General features: G+C 48.9%; 22 protein-coding genes. 19 read left to right on the top strand and 3 right to left on the bottom strand.

The window, feature by feature from the left end:
• Positions 1–245 precede the first annotated feature (245 nt).
• The 3 genes from T472_RS01320 (at position 246) to T472_RS01330 (ending at position 3,379) form a co-directional block, all read left to right on the top strand.
• A complete protein-coding gene (locus T472_RS01320) occupies positions 246–1,157 on the top strand; it encodes a sulfurtransferase (protein WP_023383426.1) in 912 nt (303 codons plus the stop codon).
• A 21-nt stretch (positions 1,158–1,178) separates the two neighbouring features.
• A complete protein-coding gene (locus T472_RS01325) occupies positions 1,179–2,144 on the top strand; it encodes a rhodanese-like domain-containing protein (protein ID WP_023383427.1) in 966 nt (321 codons plus the stop codon).
• Between the two features lie 83 nt (positions 2,145–2,227).
• Positions 2,228–3,379, top strand: coding sequence for an aminotransferase class I/II-fold pyridoxal phosphate-dependent enzyme (locus T472_RS01330; protein WP_160319107.1), 1,152 nt, complete (start codon positions 2,228–2,230; stop codon positions 3,377–3,379).
• Positions 3,380–3,485: 106 nt separating this feature from the next.
• Here T472_RS01330 and T472_RS01335 read toward each other — a convergent pair whose 3' ends face one another.
• The 3 genes from T472_RS01335 to T472_RS01345 all read right to left on the bottom strand — a co-directional run bounded on the left by T472_RS01335 (position 3,486) and on the right by T472_RS01345 (position 5,998).
• Complete coding sequence (locus T472_RS01335; protein WP_023383429.1) at positions 3,486–3,986, bottom strand: VOC family protein; 501 nt, start codon at positions 3,984–3,986, stop codon at positions 3,486–3,488.
• A gap of 72 nt (positions 3,987–4,058) precedes the next feature.
• Positions 4,059–5,024 (bottom strand): alpha-ketoacid dehydrogenase subunit beta, encoded by a 966-nt coding sequence (locus T472_RS01340; protein WP_023383430.1) that lies wholly within the window; start codon positions 5,022–5,024, stop codon positions 4,059–4,061.
• A 14-nt stretch (positions 5,025–5,038) separates the two neighbouring features.
• On the bottom strand, positions 5,039–5,998 hold the full coding sequence (locus tag T472_RS01345; RefSeq protein WP_023383431.1) for a thiamine pyrophosphate-dependent dehydrogenase E1 component subunit alpha: 960 nt from the start codon (positions 5,996–5,998) through the stop codon (positions 5,039–5,041).
• Between the two features lie 299 nt (positions 5,999–6,297).
• Here T472_RS01345 and T472_RS01350 point away from each other — a divergent pair, with 299 nt between their 5' ends.
• The 16 genes from T472_RS01350 to T472_RS01420 all read left to right on the top strand — a co-directional run bounded on the left by T472_RS01350 (position 6,298) and on the right by T472_RS01420 (position 21,981).
• Positions 6,298–7,848: a PucR family transcriptional regulator gene (locus tag T472_RS01350; RefSeq protein ID WP_023383432.1), complete on the top strand. Its 1,551-nt coding sequence runs from the start codon at positions 6,298–6,300 to the stop codon at positions 7,846–7,848.
• Between the two features lie 9 nt (positions 7,849–7,857).
• Entirely contained in the window at positions 7,858–8,025 is a 168-nt protein-coding gene (locus tag T472_RS20050) for a hypothetical protein (RefSeq protein ID WP_207643928.1), read from the top strand.
• On the top strand, positions 8,015–9,007 hold the full coding sequence (locus T472_RS01355) for a macro domain-containing protein (RefSeq protein WP_023383433.1): 993 nt from the start codon (positions 8,015–8,017) through the stop codon (positions 9,005–9,007). Before T472_RS20050 ends, T472_RS01355 begins: the two co-directional genes overlap by 11 nt.
• Before the next feature lie 129 nt (positions 9,008–9,136).
• Positions 9,137–9,790, top strand: coding sequence for a vWA domain-containing protein (locus tag T472_RS01360; protein WP_023383434.1), 654 nt, complete (start codon positions 9,137–9,139; stop codon positions 9,788–9,790).
• Between the two features lie 2 nt (positions 9,791–9,792).
• Positions 9,793–10,569, top strand: a complete 777-nt coding sequence (locus T472_RS01365) for an ADP-ribosylglycohydrolase family protein (protein WP_040906265.1) — start codon at positions 9,793–9,795, stop codon at positions 10,567–10,569.
• Positions 10,570–10,872: 303 nt separating this feature from the next.
• Positions 10,873–11,562, top strand: a complete 690-nt coding sequence (locus tag T472_RS01370) for a DUF6088 family protein (protein ID WP_023383437.1) — start codon at positions 10,873–10,875, stop codon at positions 11,560–11,562.
• A gap of 543 nt (positions 11,563–12,105) precedes the next feature.
• Positions 12,106–12,603: an L-2-amino-thiazoline-4-carboxylic acid hydrolase gene (locus tag T472_RS01375; protein WP_023383438.1), complete on the top strand. Its 498-nt coding sequence runs from the start codon at positions 12,106–12,108 to the stop codon at positions 12,601–12,603.
• 88 nt (positions 12,604–12,691) lie between these two features.
• Positions 12,692–13,825 (top strand): ABC transporter substrate-binding protein, encoded by a 1,134-nt coding sequence (locus tag T472_RS01380; RefSeq protein ID WP_023383439.1) that lies wholly within the window; start codon positions 12,692–12,694, stop codon positions 13,823–13,825.
• Positions 13,826–13,916: 91 nt separating this feature from the next.
• Positions 13,917–14,792 (top strand): branched-chain amino acid ABC transporter permease, encoded by an 876-nt coding sequence (locus T472_RS01385; protein WP_023383440.1) that lies wholly within the window; start codon positions 13,917–13,919, stop codon positions 14,790–14,792.
• 1 nt (position 14,793) lies between these two features.
• Positions 14,794–15,864, top strand: coding sequence for a branched-chain amino acid ABC transporter permease (locus T472_RS01390; RefSeq protein WP_023383441.1), 1,071 nt, complete (start codon positions 14,794–14,796; stop codon positions 15,862–15,864).
• The gene (locus T472_RS01395) at positions 15,852–16,637 is read left to right on the top strand and encodes an ABC transporter ATP-binding protein (protein WP_023383442.1); all 786 of its coding nucleotides are present in this window, start codon (positions 15,852–15,854) and stop codon (positions 16,635–16,637) included. Before T472_RS01390 ends, T472_RS01395 begins: the two co-directional genes overlap by 13 nt.
• Positions 16,615–17,331: an ABC transporter ATP-binding protein gene (locus T472_RS01400; RefSeq protein ID WP_023383443.1), complete on the top strand. Its 717-nt coding sequence runs from the start codon at positions 16,615–16,617 to the stop codon at positions 17,329–17,331. The genes T472_RS01395 and T472_RS01400 overlap by 23 nt, the downstream gene beginning before the upstream one ends.
• A 15-nt stretch (positions 17,332–17,346) precedes the next feature.
• Positions 17,347–18,330 (top strand): dihydroxyacetone kinase subunit DhaK, encoded by a 984-nt coding sequence (gene dhaK / locus T472_RS01405; RefSeq protein WP_023383444.1) that lies wholly within the window; start codon positions 17,347–17,349, stop codon positions 18,328–18,330.
• Between the two features lie 3 nt (positions 18,331–18,333).
• Positions 18,334–18,966: a dihydroxyacetone kinase subunit DhaL gene (gene dhaL / locus T472_RS01410; protein WP_023383445.1), complete on the top strand. Its 633-nt coding sequence runs from the start codon at positions 18,334–18,336 to the stop codon at positions 18,964–18,966.
• A gap of 15 nt (positions 18,967–18,981) precedes the next feature.
• Entirely contained in the window at positions 18,982–20,682 is a 1,701-nt protein-coding gene (locus T472_RS01415; RefSeq protein WP_023383446.1) for a sigma 54-interacting transcriptional regulator, read from the top strand.
• A gap of 27 nt (positions 20,683–20,709) precedes the next feature.
• On the top strand, positions 20,710–21,981 hold the full coding sequence (locus T472_RS01420; RefSeq protein WP_023383447.1) for an L-cysteine desulfidase family protein: 1,272 nt from the start codon (positions 20,710–20,712) through the stop codon (positions 21,979–21,981).
• Positions 21,982–22,083: the final 102 nt, after the last annotated feature.

Consider the following 22,083-nt stretch of genomic DNA (forward strand, 5'->3'; position numbering starts at 1 on the left):
AGCGGGGTCCTACCCGATTTTGGGAGAAACCAGTAAAGATCAGTTCAAAATATGGTGCATATTTTAAAATTATTGTTAAGTTAATGTCATAACATTTAAGGATATTGCATAAGTAAATACGATAACCACTGTTTACAACGATATCATATAATAAAGGAGGTCGATGTGTTAGTTTTTGGACTACTTAGTTTGATAATTAACAAAACACTCCTTGGCAATCTCACAAATTCGTTTAGGAGGAAAATATGGCGAAGAAACATAAGGCTGTCAGGATTCTTTTCCTGGCTCTCGTACTGATGTTTTCACTTACCGCGTGTTCCGTCGACACGACTTATCCAGGAACCAAGAACATAGTTGAAGCTTCCCAGGTAGGCAAGGATTACCTCGCTGGAGGAAAGGTCATTGTCATTGATGCCAGGGAACCGGAGGCTTATGCCAAGGGACACTTAAAGGGTGCCGTTAACCTGACTCCGACTGAGCTTTTTGTCGGTATGCCAGTCCCAGGACTGCTTGCACCGAAATCTCAGGTCGAGAGCGTACTCAGTGCTAAGGGCATTTCAAACGACAGCGTCATATATGTCTATGACGACAATGGCGGAGTGTACTCCGGCAGGTTATGGTGGGTCCTCAAGGTATATGGTCATGAGAACGTCATGATCGTAAACGGCGGATCGAAGGCTCTCGTCAATGAGAAACTCGAGCTGTCGGCAGATGCAGCGAACCTTCCTGCAACGAAGTATGTCGCCAAGGAAGCTGACACAAGCATGATAGCTACCTTCGAGGATGTGAAGTCTCTCACTGAGGCTCCGGTCGACGGTACTGTAATTGTGGATGTCAGGTCCCAGGCAGAGTATGATGCAGGGTACATTCCTACTGCAGTGCTTTATCCTCACACAAAGAACCTGTACTCCGACGGAACCTTCATGTCCTCAAGGGACCTGGGACTGTTCTACAAGGATGCAGGGATAACAAAGGATGAGAACATAATAGTCTACTGCAAGACCTCATTCAGGGCTACACAGACTGCCGCCCTGCTTCAGGAAGCTGGCTACACCAACATCAAGGTATATGACGGGGCCTGGGTCGAATGGGAGCAGAAGGGCACTGTTGCAGGACCGGAAACTCCGGCGCCTGTAGGACCATCGGACGGATCATAAACATCTGGAGGAGATTTATAAATGAAGAAGATCATCACAATCATGATGTCAGCAATGCTCGTACTTTCATTGTCAGCATGTGGAAGCAAGGAAGCGCCAGGCGGATCAATGACAGTCCCAACTACTGCACCTACAGCTGCTCCAACAACTGCACCTACAACAGCTCCTGCTGCTGACATGTCAGCGCTTGTGACAAAGTACTTCGCAGAGATGCCTGAGAATGTCTACAAGATAGACAACAAGGAATTCGTTGCAAAGGTCAAGGCTAATGAAGCCATGACAGTTATAGACATAAGAAGCGCTGAAGACTATGGCAAAGGCCATGTCAAGGGTGCGGTCAACATGCCATGGGGACCAGCCATAGCTGCAGGACTCAAGAGCATACCTACTGACAAGCCGGTATACATCTACTGCTACACAGGACAGACTGCAGGACAGGCTGTAACGACACTCAACATAGCGGGAATACCTGCAAGAAGCGTTCATCTTGGATGGAACCTTGGAATATCAAAGGTTGAAGGCTACGAAGCCGCTACAACCACTGAAGCTGCAACACTTACAGGAGAAGCTACCAAGATAGATGCGACTGTACAGAAGGCAATGGACGAGTACTATTCAGGACTTGCTGCCGTATCATCCACCAAGTACAAGAACTACAAGATCTCCGAGGCTGACCTCAAGGCGATGGTCGATGCCAAGGATGCTGGAATGTACATACTTTCAGTAAGAAGCGCGGCTGACTATGCTGCAGGTCATATAGAAGGGGCAAGCAACATACCTTTCGCAAAGGGAATGGCTTCATCCTTCGGAACACTTCCAAAGGACAAGACGATAGTCGTATACTGCTACACCGGACAGACTGCAGGACAGGTTGTCGCAGGACTCAGGCTCATGGGCTATGATGCAGTTTCACTTAACGGTGGAATGGGTAATGCAGCAAATGCTCCTCAGGGCTGGGCAAATGCAGGATACCCTGTAGTAAAGTAATAAGGGAAAATAGGGAAACAGGGTGCCTTTTCGTGATAGAATCATGGAAAGGCACCTACTTTTCAGACATGGAGGCAAGAAGGATGGATTGGATTAGATTCAACGAACCTTATGGAGATGACGAGATATTCAGAAGGGCTGCAGAGATTTCAAAACTTCGCCTTTTTGACGAAGATTCCATCGAAGAGATGCTTCAGAGAAGGCTTTCGTCACTTGACCTGTACAGCGGATCTTTTTCTCCATACTTCATGCAGTCAGCAACTGCCGCACTTGAGGTAATGGCGCTGGCCATGGACTTCAAGCCAGGTGACGAAGTGATAATCCCGTCCTTTACTTATCCAGCCACCGCCAATTCGTTCCTAAGGGCTGGCGCATCCGTTGTCTTTGCTGACATCGAGGAGGATACCTGCAACCTTGACCCAAGATCAGTTGAAAGGGTGATTACCGGAAGGACCAGGGCGATAGTCCCGATACACTACGGCGGAGTTGCTGCGGATATTAATGCACTTGCTGAAATTGCCAAAGCCAGCGGATCTGTCCTTCTTGAGGATTCGGCACACTGCATCGGGGCAAGCTACAAGTGCCAGCCGCTTGGTACCTTCGGTGCCATGGGCGCTGTAAGCTTCCACTGCTCCAAGAACATAACCTCTGCCGGTAAGGGAGGCTGCCTGTTCGTGACAGATGAAGGCTACAGGGATACAGTTTCCGAGATAATCTACCAGGGTACGGACAGGGTGGCCTACAGGGAAGGGAAGGTAAGCTCGTACAGGTGGAAGAGGCCGGGTGGTGAGTACCAGATGCCCTCATTTTCCATGGCGTACCTTGAAGCGTCGCTCGGTAGGCTCACTCAGGTAACTGACAGAAGAAGGGAGATCTGGCTAAGGTACCATTCTCAGCTGAGTCAACTGGAAACTGAAGGATACTTGAGGCTTTGCAGGGTTCCTAAGGATGCAGGCATAAACGGGCATGTCTTCTATATCCTCCTGAACGACAGGAAGGAAAGGGACAGTCTGAAGGCTCATCTTCATATGCACAGGATAGAGGCCTTGACCCACTACGAGCCGCTGCATGTCACAGCTATCGGAAGAAGCAGAGGACGATGCGAAGGGGACATGAATGTTACAAACAGTGTCGCAGGCAGGCTTCTAAGGCTGCCGATGCACATGGGGCTTGAAGATCCTGATGTGGACAGGGTCTGCCAGACTATCTTTAATTTCTTCGGGTATGGCCGGTAGCTCTTTTATCTAAATGGAAGTCGGTATGTCTAGTTAGGGATTGGATTTGAACAAGAATGCCCTCTGCTCCACTATGATGGGGCAGAGGGCATCTTGCCATATTGTATTATTTGATCGGAACCGGCGGGTCAGGGGCTATTTCAACTATCATGCCCAGGTCCTTCCTCATGTCATAGTAGGTGCAGTAAATCTGTTCAGTGAATGGTGGCACTGCCACATAGCCCTCGAACAGGGTTTCGTTGCCTCTGTCCTTGACTGTCTTGACGAACTCATCCTTGTTGTCAATTTCAACATAGATGTGGTGCATGCCTTCTCCATGCTCCCTCAGGAATTCCGCATAGTGGCTGTTTTCATCCATGGGCTGGATAAGCTCGAGGTCAACATTGTACATGGAGCATATGGCTAGTCTTCCGTTGAAGTCAACCTGCTTGCCATGTACATAGGTAGTTCCTGGTATATACTTGAAATCATCCTTGCCTCCCATTATCCATGGACCTATGCCATAGACCTCCTCATATGTCCTGATCGATTTGTCCATGTCCTTCACTACCATGCATATATGGGAAATTTTCTTGATGTGCGAATTGAATTCCTTTTTGTCTTCCATGCTTCAATCCTTTCACAGGACGCATAGGTCCTAATTGCACGAGGCTTCGCTTCAGGTCAGTGGTGATAAGCCCTAGAACAGCGATTTGACGGCTGCAACTATCTTATCAGGGGATACCTTGTATTCAGCCTCAAGCGGCGGGCTGAAAGGTACAGGGCAGAACGGGGCTCCAAGCCTTGCGATCGGGGCATCAAGAAGGTCCATTCCATATTCAGCGACTACGGCTGCTATTTCTGCACCGAAGCCGCCCTGCTTTACTGCCTCGTGTGCGATGACAAGCTTATGGGTCTTCGCTATCGATTCAAGTATGCCTTCCCTGTCAAAAGGAACCAGAGTCCTCACATCGACCACTTCAGCGCTTATCCCTTCTGATGCAAGGATTTCTGCAGCCTTCAGGGAATTGTGGAGGATATTGCCCCAGGATACTATTGTCACATCCTTGCCTTCGCGGGCTACAGCGGATTTGCCGAGTGGAACAACATAGTCGCCTTCAGGGGTATCACCCTTGACTGCAAGTGTGCTGAGTGACTGCATGAACACTACGGGGCTGTCATCCCTTATAGCGGCTGTCATGAGTCCTTTTGCGTCTGCAGGGTTTGAAGGGATTACGACCTTAAGTCCCGGAATGTGGCAGAAAAGGCTCTCAAGGCTCTGGGAATGCTGGGCTGCAGCACCTCCCGTGATTCCATATTCCGCGAGAAGGACTATAGGAAGCTTGACCTGACCTCCGTTCATGTAGCTGAATTTCGCTATCTGGTTGGCAATTTCGTCAAAAGCGACCAGCATGAAGTCGTTGAAGTTGAACTCAAGTATCGGCCTCAGTCCGACGAGGGCCGAACCTAAACCTAGTCCTGCTATTGCGGTCTCAGTGATCGGAGTGTCTATCAGCCTGTCAGCATAGTCCTTTTTGACTGTCAGATACATTCCGAAGCTCCCGCCCCAGGAAACATCTTCACCTGCGATGAATATGTTGGGGTCCTTGGCCATTTCGCCCATCATGGCTTCTGCTATCGCTTCTGCGAACATTTTTTCTCTCATCGTATTCACCCCCCCTATTTGGCGTATGTGCCGGCGGTCAGCTCGGAAAGCTCCGGATAAGGGCTTTCCTCGGCAAACTTCACCGCAGCCTCGAGCTCGCTTGCGACATCATTGACTATCGAATCAAGCTCTTCTTTGGAAACGCCGAAGTCGAGCAGGTATTTCTCGAATCTTGGGATGGGGTCCCTGGCCATCCATTCCTTCCTTTCCTCATCGGTCCTGTAAAGCTCAGGGTCACCGACGAAATGACCTCTCTGCCTCCAGGTCTTGAACTCGAGCAGCGTAGGCCCGAATCCCTGTCTTGCGCGGGTTATGGCTTCCTTCGCCACCTCGTAGACCTCGAGGATATTGTTGCCGTCAGCCGTAACTCCTGGGATGCCGTAGCCTGCCGACCTGTCAGATACGTTTATTATGTTCTGATGTCTTGCCTGCCTGGTATACAGGCCCATGCCATTGTTCTCATTGACGAACACGACAGGAAGCTTCCAGGTGGATGCCATGTTCAGTGATTCATGGAAGGTTCCTCTGTTGGATGCGCCATCACCGAAGAAGACAACTGCAACATCATCGGTCTTCAGGTACTTCATGCCGAAGGCTGCTCCCGTGGCAATAGGCATTCCTGCTCCGACAATTCCATCTGCGCCCAGTATCCCGAGTGCTCTGTCAGCAATATGCATGGATCCGCCTTTTCCCTTGCAATAGCCAGTTGACTTTCCGTAGAGCTCGGCCATCATGAGGTCAAGCCTGCCACCCTTTGCGATGCAGTGTCCATGTCCTCTGTGCGTGCTTGCTATCTGGTCAGTATCCCTCAGGTTTGCACATACACCAGCAGCAATGGCCTCTTCACCCAGATAAAGATGTATGAAGCCGGGAATCCTCTGATCCATGAACAGGTCGCTTATCCTCGTCTCGAACTGCCTGATCTTGTTCATGGTTTTCCACATGGAGAGAAGCTTTACCTTGTCCAGTTCCATTTGACAACCTCCTTTGGTCTTGAGATATGCAAAAAAGATGCTCTGTGAAGGGTTTGAGAGTTGCTTGCGTGATTCAGATTGAATTGCATCTGCATTGGTAGGATCCTTATATTCAAGGTATCATAAAACACAACCGCAAACATTGACATTCAGGCACAAAATTAATTGAAAATTTGTAATATTTGCACTAAACTTTTAATAAGGGCGGTCTGCTTCCTGGTAAGAAGATGATGACAAGGTCCTTATCCAGGTCATCAAATGAGCAGGATACGAAGAGGAGCCTTTTGGAGGTGATAAAAATGGGATTGTGGTTTGATGAGATTTCAAGGGAGCTATCCGAAGACTGGGAGATAAGGTCATTTGAGTCCTTTCCTTCACGAATAAGCCATGTGACTATACTTGATGAAGATTTCGAAGGACCCAAGGAGGGCATGATTTACGTATCAACCTGGAATTCGATTGAAAAGCTGAATAGGTATCCCGGGATGAACCTTATTGTGGTTGCTGATGAAGCGATGGAATTCTTCCCGATGTCAACAAACTGCAACCTGATCCTTCTTGTCAGCTGCGAAGGGATAAGGAAGGTGGCTGACCGTATCCAGGACATCATGATCGAGCATTCAAGGACCATGGACAACGACATATCGATTCTTGATGCAGCAATTGATGGGGGCGGGATCCAGGGCATACTCGAAATGGCATTCAGGATTCTTGGCAATCCGATCATGGTGACGGACAGGTGCTTCAATGTAATTGAGCACACAAAGGGCATGAAGGTCGAAAATGTGGAGTGGAATAGAAACATCAACATGGGGAGAAGCTCTGATGCGCTTGTGCGAAACTGGATACAGGATCGCGTATTTGACAGGCATATTGAGGAAAGGTCGCCTATCCTCATATCATCCGGTCTGGAAAAGAAGGACAAATGGCTAGCAGGAAGAATCGAGGTAAGGGGACAGACCGCCGGATATGTTGGAGTCCTGGAATACAAAAGGGGGTTCAGGAAATCCGACTACCATACTGTTGAGATGATCTGCAGGCTGCTGGCTGCAGTTGCAGGAAGCAAGTCAAATGAGGGGGTATCCCTTGGATTCGTTAACGACGAGATACTTACAGACCTGCTTGCAGGGCGTGAGGACACCATAAGCCCTGTAGTTCTCTCTGACAGGCTGAGAAGGATAAACATGGGACAGATAGAGTCCTTTCAGGTACTGGTCCTGGATGTTGATCCTTTTGACAGCACAAGGATGCTCGTACCTTATCTTATTGACAATATCGGCAGACTGGTTGAGAAGGTGTCAGCAGTGGAATTTGAGAACAACCTTGTGCTCATCATTGCCATAAAGAGATACGCCTACATCAAGAAGCACGACATTGGATTTCTTGAAAAGTACCTGTCGGAACGAAGCCTGCATGGCGGACTAAGCCGGTCGTTTGAAGAGATCATGGACATAAGGAAGTATTACAGGCAGGCGGTATCTGCAATGAAGAGCGGATTCAGGCTTGAACCCTCCAAGTCACTTTACCATTACGATGATTATGCCGCTTATGCCATGATGGATGAATGCTGCGCGAAAAGGGACCTCCTGGAATTCTGCCATCCTGCTGTTTTGGGCTTGCATGAGAAAGACAGGAGTGAGGGGACGGATGACCTGCTTACCCTGATAGAATATATGGCTTCTTTCAGGAACATGAATAAGGCGGCGCAGGTTCTGGGAATACACAGAAACACCCTGAGCTACAGGATTTCAAGAATAATTGACGATACCAGACTTGATCTGGATAACGGTCTTGTGGTATCGGAACTGCTGCAGTCAGTAAGGATACTTGAATATCTCAATATGACCTGAACCGGGGGTTTGTACGTACCGATATGGCGTGATGTAGCAAAGGCTGAATCATCATTTTCCTGTTTGTACAAGTACCCGAAAGGACTTGAACGGGATATAATCAGGGAGAGGGTTTCAATATACCCAGGATATAGAGTTAGGATATTTAATAACCGGAGGTGTAACCGTGCCGCTTGAAATCATAAGAAATGACATCATTAAGGTAAATGCCGATGCCATAGTAAATCCCACGAACAGGGCTTTAGATGCTGGAGGTGGAGTTGACCTTGAAATACACAAGGCTGCTGGGCCTAAGCTGGCTGAGGAATGCAGATCCCTGGGGGAATTGCCTGTTGGTAAGGCAAGGATAACCAAGGGATACGACCTTCCTGCAAGGTATGTCATACATACGGCGGGGCCTGTCTGGCAGGGCGGAAATTCCGGTGAAGAAGGACTGCTTAAGAGTTGCTACAGGAGCTCACTTGACCTTGCGAAGGAATACGGGCTTGAAAGTGTTGCGTTCCCTCTGATTTCTTCAGGAAGCTTCGGGTATCCCAAGGACCTGGCGCTAAGGACAGCGATATCATCCATAGGTGAGTTCCTGCTTTCAAATGACATGAAGGTTTACCTTGTGGTATACGACAAGGACTCCTTCATGCTTTCAGGCAAGCTCTTCGCTTCTATCACACAATATATAGACGAGAAGTATGTGGAGGAGAAGCCAGCGTCGGTAAGAGAGCGACGTGGCGATATGCTTGCGGCAGAAATGATGTCTCCCATGGAGTCTCAGGCTATTCCAAGGAAAAGCAAGAGGAGCCTTGACGAGGTGGTCGGACAGATGGATGAGACCTTCTCAAGGAGCCTTCTTAGGATAATTGACGAAAAGGGGCTGAAGGACTCCGATGTCTACAAGAAGGCCAACGTTGACAGGAAGCTTTTCTCGAAGATTAAAAGCGATGCCTTCTACAAGCCGAGCAAGCCTACAGCAATAGCATTTGCAATAGCACTTGAGCTTAACCTGGATGAGACTAAGGACCTGCTCATGAAGGCGGGATTTGCTCTCTCAAACAGCAGCAAGTCGGACCTTATCATCCAGTATTTCCTTGAGAGGGAAATCTATAACATATTCGAGATAAACGAAGCTTTGTACGGCTTCGGCCAGGCTGCTCTGGGAGTATGAGGATTGGCCTCAAGCATCAGTATCAGATAACTGTAATGTCAGGTTTTTCATTTGTCGCCTGCCAGGCGACCTTATCATACCTGTGAAATGGTAACCTTAAGTCAGAAAAAAGAACTGGAGGTTATCAACATGAAAAAGAGTCTTACAGAGCTGGTATTCATCCTTGACAGGAGCGGATCCATGAGCGGACTTGAAAGCGACACGATTGGCGGTTACAATGCGCTGCTTGACAAGCAGAGGAAGGAACCTGGGGATGTCATCCTTACGACGGTGCTTTTCGACGACAGGTATGAACTGCTGCATGACAGGATAAACCTTAAGGGTGTCGCTCCGATAACAGACAAGGAGTATTTCGTGAGAGGAAGCACTGCTCTCCTTGATGCCATAGGCAATACGGTGAACAAGATAGTGAATGTGCAGAGGCATACGGCTGAGGATGAGAAGGCTGAGAACGTCATGTTCATCATTACAACCGACGGGATGGAGAATGCAAGCCGAGAGTTCACCTATGAGAAGATAAGGCATATGATAGGGCGTCAGAAGGAAAAGTATGGCTGGGAATTCATGTTCCTCGGAGCCAACATCGATGCTGTGGCAACAGCGGAGCGTTTCGGAATAGACAGGGACAGGGCGGCTAACTACAATGCCGACAGCGAGGGCACCAAGCTGAACTATGAGGTGATCAGCGAGACTGTAAGCTGCATGAGGGCTGAAAGCAGCATCCCGCAGGACTGGAAGGAACGGATCGATGAGGACTTCAAGAAGCGAAGGAGGAACAGATGACCATGCTTGGAGCTATTATAGGGGATATCGCAGGTTCGGTATACGAGTGGAATAACATAAAGACCAAGGACTTTCCTCTGCTGACAAGAAGATGCTTCTTCACGGATGATACTGTAATGACAGTGGCTGTAGCGGAAGGGATAGAAAAAGGGGGAGACAAGGGAGACTTCGTCTTCTCCATGAAGAAATACGGCAGGCTGTACCCTGATGCGGGATATGGCGGCCGGTTCGGAAGCTGGCTGTTTTCAGAAGATACAGCTCCATATGGAAGCTATGGGAACGGGTCAGCTATGAGGGTCTCACCAGTTTCCTGGGCGTATGACAGTATCGGACAGGTGGAGGAAAAGGCGGCTCTCAGCGCTGTGGTCACCCACAGCCATCCTGAAGGTATAAAGGGGGCGCAGGCTACTGCAGCCTGCATCTTCCTTGCAAGGACAGGAAGCTCCAAGGATACCATAAGGGAGTACGTGGTGAGAAGGTACGGCTATGACCTTGGAAGGAGCCTGAACCAGATCAGGCCAGACTACAGGTTCAATGAGACATGCCAGGAGACTGTTCCTCAGGCAATAACTGCCTTCCTTGAGAGCACAAGCTTTGAGGATGCCATAAGGAATGCAATCTCCCTAGGAGGAGACAGCGACACCCTTGCAGCCATAACAGGAAGCATTGCTGAGGCTGCATACGGGATACCTGGGGAGCTTGAAGAAAGGGCATTTGAATTCCTTGACGAAAGGCTCGGAGCTGTAGTAAGAAGATTCAGGGAAGAGTATGTAAGATAGTCCATATTATAAAGATGATCCGATGATTGAAGTCACCCGAAAGGCTCTCCTGACGGGTGACTATTCATTTTGGCAGGACAAGGTCCTTTCAAGCGTTTCATATGCTGCAATGGGAAAGGAGATTGCATTTAGTTATGTCGCTGTCCTTATTCGAGGTTGAGAAAGCTTAACAGTCAAGCTTCGTGGAAATGTGAAACATATAATTTGTGGGATCACTCGTTAATATGTCAAGATAAAGCTATAAAAACTTGACAAATGCAGATCCGATACTTACGATTTACTCAAGAAGGCGGGTGAAATAGAATGACTTTTGCTGGTGCCATTGCAGAGACAATTTTGAGATATCCAGAACTTAAAATCATTGACAGCCAGATAGTGTACAAAGAAAAATTCAGTGAGGTATCAGAACAGGCGTTTTATAAAACCTTATCCCGCATGGAAAAGAAAGGTGAAATATTCAGGATTAAAAAGGGTGTATATTGCAGACCAAAGATCGGCAGGTTCGGCGTGGTGGTCTCTGGAGAGACGGATATTTTAGAGCATTTGCTAGGCAAGAATAAAAACAATGGCATTGTTATCGGATATAGGATGTATTCAAGTCATGATTTGACTACACAAGTATCAAAAACGGTAAATGTCTATTCGAATGTTCCATACCAGGAGAATAAAGTGATTAAAAATGTACATGCAAAGAGAGTAGAACTCAAATTTGAACCTGCAGTCGTTAGGTTAATTGAATTGCTTGAGGTCCTCGAACATTTTCGTAGTATTGAAGATCTCAATAAGCTAAAGCTGTATTCTTTTCTTGAAATGTCAGCTAAATATTATGATGATAAGCTGCTGCAGAAGGTGCAGAAAGAGATTGGTTACAAGAAGAGTACACTTGCATCCTTGAAAAACGTCCTCGACTACTTCGGTATCAGCAATTCTATTTCTCATTACCTAAAAGGAACTTCTACCTATATTTCGATAAATATGGAGATCCTGAAATAGTTTTGGATCAGAATCTTCAGCATTATAAAAATCAATAAAGTAAACAAGGGAGAAAATCCATATATCGACGATTGAGAGCAGTAAAAGCAATAAAAACACAAATATTATTCAAACTTTATTCATTTCTATACAAATTCATATTGACTTATCGTTATTATGAAAATATAATAACAACATAAGTAACGGCGCTTGAAGAGAAAATCTTCGGGCGCCTTTTTACTTATTCAAAAATGCGGAATTTGTTGGTTGAATTTAAATTCGGGACAAAATATGTAAAAGTTTACGAGGGGTATTGATAATGTTTACATTATTCGATATAATTTGAAATGTAGCAAAAAGATACGGATAATCTCAATATGAGACATGAAAATGACGAAAATATGGACTGAAATTGAAAATGTATCAAATTGAGATTTTGTATTACGGATGAGTAAAGATTCTGGAAATTGTCCTGAATTTAAAAATGATTAACTAAAACCGCGAATATTTCATGCTGTAATCTATGGGGTAAAAATAGATTAAATTAAAGTCTAGGAGGAAAATATGACAAATATCGTGAATGTTCCAAGTCTTACAACTGATGAAAGGGTGAATATGCTTAGGGCGGCCATAGAGCACAGGGCAACCTGGATGGGACTCATGTATTCCGAAGCCAAGGCGATGGGATATGACGCAGAGGCGTTCACAAGGGCTGCAATAAGGAAGACCGGGAGGATCCACGGTGAGGCCATCAAGAACCAGATGGTGGACGCACAGGACATACCGTATTTCAAGACTCTGTTCCTCCATGAGGGAGTACTGAAGTACTTCGAGATGGATGTCAAGAACCTTGACAGGGACAACCTGGTGGTTGAGTTCAACTACTGCCCGCTTATATCAGCATGGAAGAAGCTTGGCTTTGATGACGAGACCTGCGAGCTGCTTTGCGACATGGCGATGGACGGGGACAGAGGTATAGCTGAGACCATGGGTTACACATTCGACCTGACTGATACCATAGCCAAGGGCTGCAAGACCTGCAAGCTTCACTTCCACAAATAGGCGCATCATCACAATGCCGTTTCCAACTCATGCTTCATTTTAGGTGTATCGACTGCTTGAAGGAATAATCGACAGAAAGGGGATTATCATGAAGAAAATCACAAAGCTCGTAGCACTGGCAGCAATCTCGACAATGATCCTACCGGTACTCGCAGGATGCGGATCAAAAGCCCCAACACAGGAAGCACCCATAAAGGTAGCGGTAGCCGCACCTCAGACAGGGGACTATGCGGAATACGGAACAGGCTTCAAGAATGCCGTGAACCTAATGGCTGAAGAGTGGAACGCAAAGGGCGGGGTACTTGGAAGGAAGATCGAGGTAGTCGTCTATGACGACAAGAACAACGGAGAAGAGGCTGCGACAATAGCCGAGAAGATAGCAAGCGACAAGAGCATATCGGCTGTTATAGGACACTTCGCATCAGGCGTTGCCATGGCAGCGACTCCGAAGTACCAGGAGACAGGTATCGTCAACATATCCCCATCAGCATCACACGCTGACTTCACCAAGGAAGGAAACTTCATATTCAGGAACAACACAGTTATCTCCATAGAATCCAAGGCAGCAGTTGAAATAGCTCTGAATACCCTTGGAAAGAAGAAGATAGGAGTCCTTTCAGTTAAGACTGACTGGGGCACGAACACTGCAGGCATAGTCAAGAAGCTCATAGCTGAGCTTGGCGGAGAGCTTGTTGACCATCAGGAGATAGTTGACGGAACAGTTGACTTCAGCCCGAACATATCCCAGCTCAACAGCGCTGGTGCCGAGGTAGTGATAGTAGCGGCGATGTACAATACGCTTGCACCTCTTGCAACACAGTACAAGGCAGTGAACAAGGACATACAGTTCGTTGGCTTCTCAAATGCATACAGCCAGCAGCTCATAGAGCTTGCGAAGGAAAATGCTGAAGGGATCCACTTCCCGGCGCAGTTCTTCTCAGGGTCGACCAAGCCTGAAGTTTCGAAGTTCGTTGAAGCCTACAAGGCAAAGTACGGTTCAAACCCTTCAAGCCTCACAGCACAGGCATATGACAGCATGGGTATAATCCTCACTGCAATACAGAATGCAAAGTCGACTGACAGGGCGAAGATAAGGGATGAAGTTGAAAAGATACAGTACAGCGGAGTGACAGGAGCGACCAAGTTCAATGAGAACAGGGACTCCGTAAGGCCGTTCACAGTTGTCAAGATCGAAGGCGGAAAGTTCGTAGAAGTAAAATAGCAGTTTGTGAAGCCGGCAATGGAGCTAAGGAAATAACTTATTGCCGGCTTCATGGGTTTTATGCCCGGTACATGCGACAGGGGGAAAAGATATGTTCTTAGAGCAGCTAATCAACGGCATCACACTGGGAATGGTCTACGCGCTTATAGCCGTCGGCTACTCTTTGGTATTCGGCATACTGAGGCTTGTGAATTTCTCGCATGGCTCCGTATATGCCTTCGGAGCGCACTTCGCACTCCTTTTCATATCGATGAATTTGGGGGTAATCCCTGCAATAGCCTTGAGCGTAATACTCACAGGAGTACTGGGAGTCCTTATAGACAAGTCGGCGCTGCAGCCGCTCCGGTCGAAGAAGTCAAAGCCCATAGCGGCGCTCATTACGACGATCGGAATCTCATACATCATACAGAACCTGCTTATGATCGGCTTTGGAAGCCAGACGAAGTTCTTCCCGAAGCTTTTCGACTACGGCACCGTGAACATACTAGGCTCACAGATAGGGACCACACAGCTGTTCATATTCCTGGTGTCGCTTGTACTCCTTTCAGTCCTTACCTACATAATAAGGTTTACCAGGGTAGGCCTTGCGATGAGGGCTGTTGAGCAGAACCAGAAGGCGGCTCACCTCATGGGCATAGACGTCAACAAGGTCATAACCTTCACGTTCTTCCTGGGAGGGGCATCTGCCGCGATAGCAGGCTCGCTTATCAGCGGCTACTACCAGATGGTATATGCAGGCATGGGCTTCATGGCGGGAATGAAGGCATTCTCGGCGGCTGTCCTTGGAGGGATAGGGGTCCTTTACGGATCCATATTCGGCGGAGTGGTAGTTGGAATATCCGAAAGCTTCGCTGCTACCTACCTTGGCGGCAGCTACAGGGATGCGGTGGCGTTCGTGATCCTTATACTTGTCCTTCTTGTAAGGCCAAACGGCCTGTTCGGCAAGAAGGGGATAACGAAGGTGTAATATGAGAGAGAAGATGGAAAAGGTGAGGCTTTCAGGCCTCATGGATAAGATAACAGCATTCTATTCAAGGTACAGGCTCCTTTCAAATATCGCCCTGGCACTCATTGTCATCCTGCTTCCCTTCATTGTGGGGTCGCAGTACGTAATGAGGATAGTCATAATGATCGGGGTCTACGCGATACTTGCCCAGTCACTGGGACTCATAACAGGCTATGCGGGACAGACTTCCCTTGGTCATGCGGCATTCTATGCCATAGGTGCCTATACCTCGGCGATAATAAGCATACAGACAGGACTCAGCTTCTTCATAACCGCTCCTGTAGCCGCAGTCTTTGCGGCCCTCATGGGACTTGCTCTGGGACTGCCGACGCTGAGGCTTTCAGGCACATACCTGGCGATAACCACTTTAGGCTTCTCCGAGTTCGTGAGGATGGTGCTCCTTAACTGGGAGCCGGTTACGAACGGTCCTCTTGGTATCTCAAGGATACCGAGACCGAACCTGTTCGGGGTCGACCTCATAGTGGGAAACAACGGACTCTACTACCTGATGCTGGTGTTTCTCGTGATCACCACGGTAGTCATATACAACATAGTCAATTCGAAGGTTGGCCGTGCACTCATGTCCATAAGGGATGATGAGCTTGCTGCCACCATGATGGGAGTAAAGACCACCTACTACAAGGTGCTTGTATTTGTCATAGGTGCTTTCTTCGCGGGTCTTGCAGGCGCGTTCTATGCGCACATGATCAGGTTTATCGACCCCAACACATTCACCTTCGACACATCCATACTCATACTCAGCATAGTCATACTCGGAGGAATGGGTACCATAAAGGGGATGTTCGTGGGCTCTGCGCTTCTCATTTCCTTTCCGGAGGTCATGAGGTTCCTGCAGGAGTACAGGTTCGTCGTGTATGGCATCGTACTGGTCCTGACAATGAGGTTCAGGCCGCAGGGGATACTTGGAGGTCAGAAGAAGACGCCATACAGGCTGCCAAAGGGAGTGACCGAGGAAGCCATTGAGAATAAGGAACAACGGATGAAGGAGATGAAAGCGGGATGGCATATCTAGAGGTCAAGGACATTTCGATGCGGTTCGGCGGCCTTGTTGCCGTGGACCAGGTATCAATCTCCGCTGAAAAGGGCGAGATAGTCAGCATAATAGGACCCAATGGAGCTGGAAAGACTACCCTCTTCAACATGCTTACAGGCGTGTACAAGGTAACGGAGGGTGAGATCAGCCTTAATGGAAAGACAATAAGCGGCATGCTGCCGCAGGACATAGTCAAGGCAGGGATGGCAAGGACCTTCCAGAACGTGAGGCTCTTCGGGGACATGAGGGTCATTGAGAACGTACTTCTCGGCATGCATGTCAACACAAGCTACAGCTTCATGGATGCTGTGCTGAGGACAAGGAGATTCAAATCAGCCGAGGCGGAAAAGCACAGGGAGGCCATAAGGCTCCTTGACTCCATAAAGCTCAGGGAAAAGATGCACAGCTATGCCACGAACCTTCCCTATGGTGACCAGAGGAGGCTTGAGATAGCGAGGGCAATAGCAACCGGGGCAAGCGTCCTGCTGCTTGATGAGCCTGCTGCGGGCATGAACCCTCAGGAGACTGACGAGCTCCTTGAATACATAAGGAAGCTGAAGTCTGACGGGCATACCGTCATACTCATAGAGCATGACATGAGTCTTGTCATGAACATATCAGACAAGATCTATGTGCTGGACTACGGAAAGAAGATAGCTGAAGGTCTGCCTAAGGAAATCGCGAAGAACCCGAGGGTAATCGAGGCCTACCTTGGAAGGAGGGATGAAAATGCTGACAGTCAGGAATCTTAACACGCACTACGGCAACATCCATGCCCTCAAGGGGGTTGACCTTGAGGTAAAACAGGGTGAGATAGTAACCCTTATCGGAAGCAACGGTGCGGGGAAGAGCACGACCTTAAGCACTGTGACCGGACTATTGAAGCCTACAAGGGGAGAGATCACATTCAATGGTGTGAACATTGCCGGGAAGCCGCCCTCTGAGATAGTAAGGATGGGCATCAGCCTTTCGCCGGAGGGCAGGGAGGTGTTCCCCGCACTTACTGTGGAGGAGAACCTTTCACTTGGTGCGTTCACCAGGAATGACAAGGCTGCTGTAAAGAGGTCCTATGACAGGGTATATGACCTTTTCCCGAGGCTTTCGGAAAGGAAGAAGCAGACAGCGGGAACCCTTTCAGGCGGAGAACAGCAGATGCTTGCAATTGGAAGGTCGCTGATGGCGGAGCCGCAGCTGCTGATGCTCGACGAACCGTCACTGGGGCTTGCTCCAAAGCTTGTCATGATGATATTTGACCTGATAGTTTCGATAAACAAGCAGGGAACGACTATACTTCTCGTTGAGCAGAACGCGAACATGGCCCTGTCCATAGCGCACAGGGGATACGTGCTTGAAACGGGCAGGGTGACACTTACAGACGATGCCAGAGCACTTGCGACCAATGAGGCCGTAAGGCGGGCTTATCTCGGACAGGTTGAAGAATTTTAATTTGGGGGGTGCAGAATGAAGAAGATAATTAACAGTCCTGACAAAGTTGTCTCTGAAATGCTTGAAGGTATGGAGAAGGCTCATAAGAGCCTGAGGTATGTCAGGGAGCTTGAGGTGATAACGAGAAGGGAGAAATCGGATAAGGTAGGCCTTGTCTCCGGAGGAGGAAGCGGCCACGAGCCTTCACATGCAGGCTATGTTGGAAAGGGAATGCTTGACTCGGCTGTTGCGGGCAACGTATTCGCTTCGCCTTCGCCTGACAGGATACTGAAGGGTATAGAGGAGGCAAATTCCGGTAAGGGAGTTCTCCTTGTCATAAAGAACTACTCGGGCGACATCATGAACTTCGAGATGGCGAAAGACCTTGCCGTGATGGACGGGATAGAGGTCGACAGCGTTGTGGTAAGGGATGACGTGGCAGTACCTGACAGCACCTATTCGACTGGCAGAAGGGGCATAGCAGGAACCGTATTTATCCACAAGATAGCAGGAGCCAGGGCTGAAGCGGGCGGAACACTGCCTGAGGTCAAGGCAGCTGCGGAAAAGGCCATCTCAAGGATAAGGTCCATGGGTATGGCAATGACTCCATGTACGCTTCCTGGAGTAGGAAAGCCGGGATTCTCACTTGCTGACGACGAGATCGAGATAGGCATGGGAATCCACGGTGAGCCCGGTGTGAACAGGAGCCACATACTTTCAGCTGAAGCGCTTGCTGAGGTCCTCCTTGAGAAGATACTTGATGACTACGACTATTCCGGCAAGGAGGTTGCCCTCATGGTCAACGGCCTTGGCGGTACTCCTCTCATGGAGCTCTACATACTTAACAATGAGGTGGAGAGGATACTGTCTGCAAAGGGCATAAAGGTATACAGGACATTTGTCGGGAACTTCATGACATCCCTTGAGATGTCAGGCTGCTCACTTACACTAATGGACCTTGATGACGAGCTGAAGGAGCTTCTGGATGCGCCATGCGACACTCCGGCGCTTAAGGGGTAGGGAATGAATATGACGAAGAAGGATTACCTCGACTATATAGAGCTTGTTACAAAAAAGCTCGAGGAGAACAGGGATTACGTCACTGAACTTGACGCTGCTACCGGAGACGGGGACCACTGGGTGAACATGAACATGGGCTTCCAGAAGCTCATTGCTAGCCGTGAGGCTCTTGAATCACTTAGCCTCAGGGACATGTTCAAGAAGATAGGCATGCTCATAATGTCAACGGTCGGAGGCTCTTCAGGAGTGCTCTACGGCAGCGCCTACATAAAGGCGTCACAGGCGATCGGGGACAATGAGGTCATAGACATACCTCTTCTCCATGCGATACTTGAGGCGAAGCTCACGGCGATAATGGAGAGAGGGAATGCAAAGCCCGGCTACAAGACCATGATCGACCCTCTATACACTGCGGCAGTCAGGATGAAGGCCGGAATGGAAGCCGGAATGGATGATACCTCAATAATATCAGAGATGAAGCGGGGAGCCGTTGAAGGAATGGAAGCTACCAGGGGCATGGAGGCTGTAAAGGGAAGGGCGACGTACCAGACCAATAAGGGTGTAGGGTGCCTTGACCCGGGAGCCGTCACAATGTGCTACCAGCTGGAGCTTCTCGCGGATTGCATGAAGCCTTAGAAAGGACTGATTTTTGTGAACCTCCTTCACATCAAGGACATCGCGAACAAATACTCACGGGCGATCTCGACGATACTGGATATTGACGTTATCATAATCGACAGCGAGTACAACAAGATCGCCTACACTTCACGGAATGTCAGCAACCAGTTGCCGGTGACACGTACCTCCGTCATCGGCGAGGTGCTGACTACCGGGAAGGTGCTAATCATAGAGGACAACAAGAAGTATCCCATCTGCAAGAACTGCGCGGACAGCTCGCAGTGCAGGATCCAGGGGATGATATCAGTTCCGATCATGTACAACGAGAGACCGGTAGGCGCTGTGGCACTGCTTGTTCCCAAGAACATGAAGACTGAGATATTCGGCAAGGTGGGTCCTGCCATAGATTTCCTTGAAAGCATGGCTGACCTCCTCTCCTTCAGGCTCAAGAACATGGAGGACTATGCGCTGCTTGAGAAGACGAAGAGCGAGCGTGAGACGATAATAAACACCATCGAGGAGGGTCTGCTCTCACTTGATGGCAGGAACGAGGTCTCGTTCTGCAACGACCAGTTCCTGAAGTACTTCAGCATTGAAGAGGATATCCTTGGAAAGAACGCGGAAGACATATTCAGGAACAGCACAATAAGCAACATGATACTGTCCCCCAAGGACAAGATAGTCAAGAGCCTGTTCCTCGAGGACAAGGGCCAGAGTTTCAGGGGCATAGTGTCCAAAAAGAATGTCGTGGTTAACGGAACCAAGGAGGGGACTCTCCTTTCGTTCAAGAGCCTAAGGGACAGCCATTGGAGCTATTCTTCGGTAATGGACAGGTACAAGTCCCTTAGCTTTGACAAGCTTCGCTCAAGCGACCAGTGCATGGTGGAGACCATCGAGAAGGCGAAGGAATTTGCCATTGATGGCTGCAACGTGCTCATAGGTAGCGAGGACGGGCTTGAGGTGATGGAGATCGCAAGGTCCATGCACAACTTCTCAGACAGGTCCAAGGAAAGGTTCGTAAGGATGGACTGCACCGGAAAGACATACAGTGACCTTGAGAACGAGCTTTTCGGGACTGACAGGAATCCGCTCCTGGGAGCCCTGAACCTGGCTAACCAGGGTACGGTGCTTATAACTAACATCGACCAGTGCCCGCTTTACCTGCAGAAGGACATACTGGATGTCATAAAGTACAGGAAGAATCCCAGGAACCAGGAAGAGCATGAAGCGAAGGACATAAGGTTCATAATGCACACTTCAAGGGACCTGAAGGAGCTCTCGGGCAAGAAGATGTTCAACGACGAGCTCCATTACAGGCTCATGGAGAACTCCCTTGAGATTCCGCCTCTGAGGGCCAGGAAGAAGGACCTCCCCTTCATCATAGAAGGAAGGATAAGGGAGCTTGCAATAAGGCACGGCAAGAGCGAGCTCAGATTCTCGAAGGGCGCACTGGACGTACTTGCAGGACACACCTGGCCCGGGAACTTCAGTGAGCTTGACAAGACCCTTGAGACCATAATATTCAATGCCGAGGGCAAGACAGTTGAAGAAAATGACATAATGTCCTTCGGCTTCTTCAGGGAAGAGGAGAAGAGCTGCAACCTTGAGATCATAGAGGAACAGCTGCTAAGGCAGATGGTGGCTGACAAGATGAGCAAGGAAGCGATCGCTGAAAAGATGGGCATAAGCCGGGCTACCCTTTACAGGAAGCTCAAGAAGCAGGGACTGCAATAGACAGGTCAAAAAAGGAGGTGATCGGGCATGACAGAGGACATCTATAAGAAGATACTTATGAAGGAGCTCATACCGGCCCTTGGCTGCACCGAACCCATAGCCATTGCACTGGCGGCGGCCAAGGCCAGGGAGGTCCTGGGAGGGATGCCTGATTCGGTAGTCATCAGCTGCAGCGGCAATATCGTTAAGAATGTCAAGGGTGTCACTGTGCCCAACTCCGGGGGGATGAAGGGCATAACCGCAGCTGCGGTGCTTGGAATTTGCGGAGGTGATCCTGGGAAAGGCCTTCAGGTCCTTGAAGGGATCACCGACGAGGACAGGCTGGAGGCAAGAAGGCTATTAAGGGACAAGGACGTAAGGATAGTACTCGTCGAGGACGAGGAGAACCTGTACCTTGCTGTAAGACTTGAGAATGGGGATGGCAGCTCCATGGTCGAGATCAAGTACGACCATACAAGGTTCTACAGCATAGAGAAGGATGGAAAGAAGCTCTATGAATGCGATGCAGTGAATGGAGCTTCCGAGGATACCGACAAGTCCTGCCTGTCCCTGAAGAGCATAATCGAGTATGCGGACAGCGTAGACCTTATGGAGAACTGGGACCTGGTTGAGGTACTGGACAGGCAGATAAACCTAAACTCAGCGATAGCTGACGAAGGCCTTTCCAGAAGGTATGGAGCAGAGGTGGGAAGGACAATAATGGAGAGCGGTGACCCGAAGGACCCGCGCACCAGGAGCAAGGCCAGGGCCGCTGCAGGCTCTGACGCAAGGATGGGCGGCTCAAGCCTGCCTGTTGTCATAAATTCAGGCAGCGGCAACCAGGGCATGACAGTATCCATACCGGTAATAGAATTCGCAAGGTCCATGGAGGTTCCGATGGATAAGCTGTACAGGGCGCTTATAGTATCAAACCTGATGGCTATACATCAGAAGAAGTACATAGGAAAGCTCTCGGCCTTCTGCGGAGTGGTAAGCGCTTCAGCTGCGGCAGGCAGCGGAGTCGGCTATCTTATGGACTACGACTACAAGACCATATCAAGCATTGTGACCAATACCATCGCAACCACAGGGGGGATGGTGTGCGACGGAGCAAAGCCCTCCTGCGCTTCAAAGATCGCCATGGCACTGGACAACATGATCATGGCTATCAACATGAGCAGGGAGGGTAGGACCTTCCACCAGGGTGAAGGCCTTGTAGGATCGGATGTAGAGGAAACTGTCAGGAACATCGGCAGGATGGCCAGGCAGGGGATGAAGAACACCGATACCGAGATACTTAACATAATGATAGAGAATTGAAGACCTGGATTCCATGCTCGCATGGATATCCAGGTCTTTCCAATCTATTTAGTTACAGTTGTCCTTCTCTTAATTGAAAAATGGGTCAATCACAAAACCTGT

The sequence above is a fragment of the Youngiibacter fragilis 232.1 genome (assembly GCF_000495435.3).
In the GTDB taxonomy this organism is placed as follows: domain Bacteria; phylum Bacillota; class Clostridia; order Clostridiales; family Clostridiaceae; genus Youngiibacter; species Youngiibacter fragilis.